Annotated in this window: 4 protein-coding genes; all 4 read right to left on the bottom strand. The window is 61.0% G+C overall.

Translation table 11 applies throughout. From position 1 onward, the window contains the following. Window positions 1-269: 269 nt before the first annotated feature. A complete protein-coding gene (locus OXM57_09135; protein ID MDE0352845.1) occupies window positions 270-1,004 on the bottom strand; it encodes a SprT family zinc-dependent metalloprotease in 735 nt (244 codons plus the stop codon). Continuing rightward, window positions 1,001-4,252, bottom strand: coding sequence for a type I restriction endonuclease subunit R (locus tag OXM57_09140; GenBank protein MDE0352846.1), 3,252 nt, complete (start codon window positions 4,250-4,252; stop codon window positions 1,001-1,003). The genes OXM57_09135 and OXM57_09140 overlap by 4 nt, the downstream gene beginning before the upstream one ends. After that, window positions 4,249-5,448 carry a restriction endonuclease subunit S gene (locus tag OXM57_09145; protein ID MDE0352847.1) on the bottom strand — a complete coding sequence of 400 codons (1,200 nt, stop codon included), beginning with the start codon at window positions 5,446-5,448 and terminating at the stop codon, window positions 4,249-4,251. Before OXM57_09145 ends, OXM57_09140 begins: the two co-directional genes overlap by 4 nt. Continuing rightward, a partial coding sequence (locus tag OXM57_09150; GenBank protein ID MDE0352848.1) for a hypothetical protein occupies window positions 5,441-6,000 on the bottom strand: 560 nt, incomplete at its 5' end. The genes OXM57_09145 and OXM57_09150, both read right to left, overlap by 8 nt.

Genomic DNA, 6,000 nt, shown 5'->3' on the forward strand with positions numbered 1-6,000 from the left:
GTCGGTGTCTATCCGAGCCATACGTCTGATCACACTAGAGTAGTTACAGCCTTATGCTTACGCAAGACGTCTTGGAGGCTATCCCTCGGAGCCTTCAATGCTCATCATCAGAACCGGGGGGATGAAACGTGACTTGGGCTTCATGTGCCCAAGCGTAGGAACACTTCAATAGTGTGAGATCACAATAAATCTGTTATCGTTTGTCTGAGATTGACAGCAATCGCAACATCCTTGTCTGCGGCGATCCACTCATCAACCTTGGGGGCCTGCTAACCGAGCCAGATGTTCTTGCCTGCGGTGGCGAGGGTGGTCCTCTGGGTCTCGTAGCCGGGCATTAGGCGGTCGACGGTGGACCAGAACTTGGGGGTGTGGTTGAGTTCGCGGAGGTGGGCTAGTTCGTGGGCTAGGACGTAGTCGATGAGGGTCGGGGGGAGTTGAAGGGTGGCCCAGTGGATGTTGATACGTTGGGGGCCGGGCTGTGGGCGGGCTGAGCCCCAGCGGAAGCCGAGATCGCGGACCTCTACGGTCACGGATTCTTCTCCGAGGCGGGCGGCCCAGGGGCGGATTCTCTTCCGGAGCCACTTGGTACCGACTTCGGTGTACCAGCGTTGCATGGCTTCGGCGCCGTGATCGACCTGGTCGGCCGGGAGGTGGAAGCGGCCTCGGTCGAGACGGACTCCGGTTCCCTCTGGTGTGAGGGTGAGTCGGTAACTGCGGCCTAGGTAGGCGAAGCCCTCCCCCGCCACGAACCGTTTGGCGACTGGTGGGCCCGACAAGGCGTCTTTTTCGATCAGCTTGCGGTAGACCCATTGGCGCTTGGCGTTGACGAACCGGGTGGCTCGTTCGATCGTTACGGCCGGTGGGGCCTTAAGCACCAGGGAGGCGTCGCGTTCTACGACTATCTCGATCGTCGTTCGTTCGCGGGGTGGGGCCACCTTGAAGAGGAGGTCGCCGACAACCAACTCGGGGAGATCGTGGAGTGCAGCGACCGCTGTGATTGTCATGTCAGCCGGTGCTGGTTGGCTTTGGCTAGGGCGACGAGTTCGGCTGACGACTCGTCCAGGCTCTCGAAGTCGAAGAGGTCGCTGTCATCGAGTGTCCGCTTGATGGCCTTTCGGAGTTCGTCTTGCTTGTGGGCGTTGTCCCAGAAACCCACGACGCGGATGATCTGACGAATCCGATCGACCAGGTGTCGGGTCAGGTTGATCAAGCGTGTGCCGGCATCAGACTCGGATGTCGCGAGCTTCTCGGCCATCTGGTTGTGGAACGGGAGCTCGGTCGCCGGGTCGAGGCCTGTGTCGTCTTCGTCAGTGCGGCCGGCGTTGATCTCGTCGATCAGTTCTCCGAACTCGAATGCGATCTGGTCCCAACGCTCTTCGAGGCGATCGAGTATCTCGTCGATCCTCTCCGACAACCTCGCGTAGTAGACGGGGTCTTCGTCAACGTGCGTGCGTATGTAGTGACGCGCCGCGTGTTCCATTTCTGAAGCCTGGGCCCGGTCTGAGCCCATCGCTTTGACATGAGCATGGAAGGCAGGATCGGTGATCCTCAGCGGTTGGATCTTCTGGCTGAGGTCGAGGACGGTGACGTGATCGTCGATCAACCGGCGGACCTTCTCCTTGTACTTGTAGGGATCGAAGTCACCGTCAGGTGTGTCGCGGTATCGGCGCCGGGTCCGGATCTGGATCTCGCCGAACAGGTTCACATCGTCTACGAACGGAAGCGCTTCCGGTCTCGGCAGGACGGTGTCGAAGGTGATGAGGAAGGTCCGTAGCGCTACGTCGAACTCGGCTCGAAGGCGCTCGTCGGCCAGTAGCTGGACACAGGCTTCGATCGCCTCGACGGTCGGGACGGGATCGATACCGCGTTGAACGAAGAGTTGCCGTATGCGCTGGCGCTGCGGTTCGAGCTTCTCGATCTCGGTGGTAAGCGGCCGGAGGGCTCCGTCCACATCGGGATCGAGGATCTTGCCGTCCGCATTCGCGTAGGCGGTCAGAGCTCGGGTGAGCTGTGCGGAGACTCCGTAGTAGTCGACAACCAAGCCATGGTCCTTCTTGGGTGCGGTCCGGTTGACCCGGGCGATGGCCTGGAGGAGTTCCGCCTCCTGGATCAACCGGTCTAGGTACAGGGCCTGTGCCTGTGGCGCGTCGAAGCCGGTGAGGAGCATCGACTTCACGATCAGTAGCGCCACCGGACTCTGCTTCTCGTCGGCGAGACCGAGAGGAAGCTTGAAGCTGTCGATCTGTCGCTGCTGACCCGGCTTGTTGGTCCACGGCGCATAGTGCGGCGGGTCGTTGTGGTCGCCCGAGATGACCGGTACGAAGTCGAGCGCACGGATCAGATCGCGTTTGCCGGCCGCGTTGCGCAGAAACGACTCTTCGGGATCCGTAGTAGGCCCAGATCCGTTCGTCGGGTGTAACTGTCTCTGTTCGATCTCTCGGATGAGCTCATCGCGCGCCTTGTTGAAAGCTGCGCGGTATCGCACACAGGCCTTCCGGCTGGTGGCTACGACCATGCCCTTGAGACGATCGGGCATCACGGTGCTGACGTAATGACGCAGGATGTCCCTGGCCTTCGCTTCGATCAACTCAGGGGCTTCCAGCACCTGCCCGACCGTGGCGTACTTCCTTTGCAGGGTCTCTCGCTGGCTCTCGGTGAGATCAGCGAACCACCGGAAGAAAACTTCATCCATCCTCGAAGCGCCCTTGACGGCCGCGTCTGTGGTGCGACCCTCGTAGAGAATCGGTACCGTCGATCCGTCTGCCTCGGAGTCGGCAAGGGTGTAGCGGTCGAGGTAGCCGCCGAAGATTTCCCGGGTCTTCTTCCGCTTACCCATGATGATCGGTGTGCCGGTGAACCCGATCCGGGCCGCATTGGGTAGAGCATTCATGAGATTGGCATGCAGCACTGATGCGTGAGAGCGGTGCGCCTCATCGACCATGACCAGGATCGATTCCGACTCGTTGAGGATCGGGAAGATCTCCCCCTCCTCGACTCCTTCGCCACCTGGGCCCTTCTTGTCGCCCAACTTCTGGATCATCACCATGACCACAGCAGGCCCCGGTTGCCGCAACAGGGTTCGGGCCTGGGGACCGTTTCGAGCCACCTTGATGGTCTCCCCGACGAGCGCTGCCGTATCACGGAGTTGGCGTTCAAGATCGGTCCGGTCGGTGACCAAGACAACCTTGAACCTGCGAAGTTCGGGATGGCTACGCATCGTTCTGATTAGGAAGGCCATCGTCAGGCTCTTGCCCGAACCCTGGGTGTGCCAGATGATCCCACCTCGGCGGTCGATCTCTCCGTTGCTTGCCTTGGTCTCCCCGGTCAGCAACCGCTGGATCGCCTTGTGAACGCCCCGGTACTGCTGGTACCGGCCAACGATCTTGGCAGTGCGTCCAGCACCAACCTCCATGAACAGAGTGAAGTGCCGGACGATGTCGAGCAATCGCTCCGGAGCCAGCATCCCCGCCGTGAGGAGTTCTTGCTGCGTAACCGCGCCTGCGGCCTTGCCCAACGACTGGGCCACCTCCTCGCGGGTGGAGGGGAACGGGTCCTTCCAGGCCATGTAGTGCTCGGGCAGGGCTGTGAACGTCGCTGCCTCTGCCCGCTCTCCGGTGGTGGCGACCGTGAACTGATTGGTCCAGAACAACTGCTCCGCGCCTTCTGGAGTTGCTGTGCCCCGCTGGTTGGCGTAGCGGCGGAGTTGATCGATCGCGTCCGCGATACCGCTCTCGGAGCCGGGAGGCTTAGCCTCGATGACCACCAGCGGGATCCCGTTGACGAACAGTGTCACGTCGGGACGGATGTTCGGAGCCTTCCCAGGCGTCGCAACAGGGAACTGCGACACAGCCAGGTAGTCGTTCGCTGACCAGTCTTCCCAGTCGATGTAGTTGATCGTTCGGTCCCGACCCCCGTCCCATCCCTCAACCCCAGAGACCGTTACCCCTCGGAGTAACAGCCTGGTAGCCAGCCGGTTGGCTTCGAGCAACTTGACCCCCGCCCGCATTGATCCCAGGTCCGCAGCTGCCGCCTTGATCCGCGCCTCGTTGAGCCACGGCTCCCCGTTCGGGCCAGGGTTGATTCTCACCAGCGCCGAACGGACCCGCTGCTCTAGGAGCGCATCACGATCCGACGACCGGCTGACCTTGTCTGACGGTTGTCGTTCCGACCAGACCAGGGTTTCCCATCCATGCGAAGCAAGGTTGTCCAGTAAGGGATGCTCGACCAACTCCCACTCGGGTCCGAGGCTCACGCTGGCACCGCCCTAACCTCGCCCGAGAGCAGATCGGCCGCTAGGCCTACTCGAAATTTGCGCAGCTTCTCTAATCTCCTCGCCTCTGCGTCCCTCGCTGCCCGCGCAGATTCGTACCACTGGGCAACCTCGTTCTGGGTTCTGGTGTCAGGACAACTGACACGGACGTTGGCGACTCGATGCAGAGCGAGCTTGGGTACGCCCCCGCCAGTCCCGATCTCAGCTCTCACTTGTGCTCGAACGGCGGAGGAGTTCATTTGGAGAGCCAAGTAGCTAGGTACCAGGGACTTCGAAGGCACGATCCGAGCGGCGTTTTCCGTCAAGATGGTTCTCATGCCGGGAGGGGGCTGGTTGACACCCACGTACCCAATAGAGCCTGCGATTGAGATGAAGAGTTCGCCCGATCGAATCTCGTACCGACCGAGCGCCTGGAATGTCGCCTCGCTTAGGGCAGCCAAGCTGTCGTAGTCCACGTTGCGCCTGTAGAAGTCAACGACCCTTAGGTAACGGTACGGCGTTTGCGTATGAGAGTAGGCGTGTCCAGCAGGCAACCGCTTACCGCCGAGCACACGACATTCATCGCCCAAGCGAACAAGGTCCTCTGTGCCGACTCTCGAAATGCAGGCCTCGGCGAGCGCGCCCGCGATCGTATCAAGCTTGGCAATGACGCGTTCGGTGGTTTGGATGGCTTCGTCGACCGTGTCCAGAATCTCTCCGATCCGCCGCTGCTCCTCCAGCGGCGGCACGTGAACTCGGTAACGTCCAAAGAAGTCGCTGCCAAGGTTGTGGATGGCCGTTCCACCCGAAAATCTCTCGGCAATCCGCTTAGTTTCTGCCAGTTGGAGAAGGTGTGCCAGCCAGACCGGGTTGTGACCGTCTGCCGCACGAACTCGTCGTACAAAGTTGGACGCGAGCGACGGATAGTCTGCATCCAAACCTACGACTCTGCTTGCGAATCCAACCTCTCCAGATGAAACAAGAACCGTGTCATCGATGTGCAATTGAGCTCTAGCCACCTCTTTCGGACTGAACCATCGGAGCGGGAGCTTCTCCGTCGTGATGGTCTGTGACCTGGCGGCATCACCATTCCGGACCACCCTTGCTGCAACAGTGGACGCGCCAGAGCGCTCGCTGGCGCCCCAATACCCAGCCTGCGGTTTTTCGATGATTTCACCCAATGCCTGCAACCTATCCATATCCCAACTCCTTGAGGTGCTGGTGGAGGCGGGCAGTGGCTGTGTCTCGTTCGGCCTCGAGTTGGCGGAGGGTGGTGCCGTACCTATTGGCGAGGTTGTCATACCAGGCGAGAGCGTCACGTTCGATGGTGGCGGAGTGGTCTGTTACAAGCTTCTCGATCCGGTTCCGTAGCACTCCAATAGCCTTGGCTGGAGCGTCGGCGGGTGGCATGGCGTCGAGGGTCTGGCGAGATATGGCGAGCAGTGACCCGTCAATGGCTCTGAGGCTCTTCTTGGCCTTGGCCCGCGCCGACTTCAGCCTCTGGATCGCTGCCGCGATCAACGCACGCTCGTCTGAAGCTTCGGCGGCCTTGATAAGAGCGTCCAATCGGGCGTGTTCGTCTGCGACCTCGGTTCGTTCGGCTAGCTGAGGTCCTGTGAGAAGCTGGATGACGGACTGGTCGGCCAGGTTGGGTACGTTCTTGTCGCCTTCGCTGGCTTCGGCAGTGGTGAGCCACGCTGTTGACGATCGTCGAGATTCCCCGGTCTCGATCAGTGAATTTCCCCACCCTG

It is taken from the genome of bacterium, from assembly GCA_028820935.1.
Lineage (GTDB): Bacteria > Actinomycetota > Acidimicrobiia > Spongiisociales > Spongiisociaceae > Spongiisocius.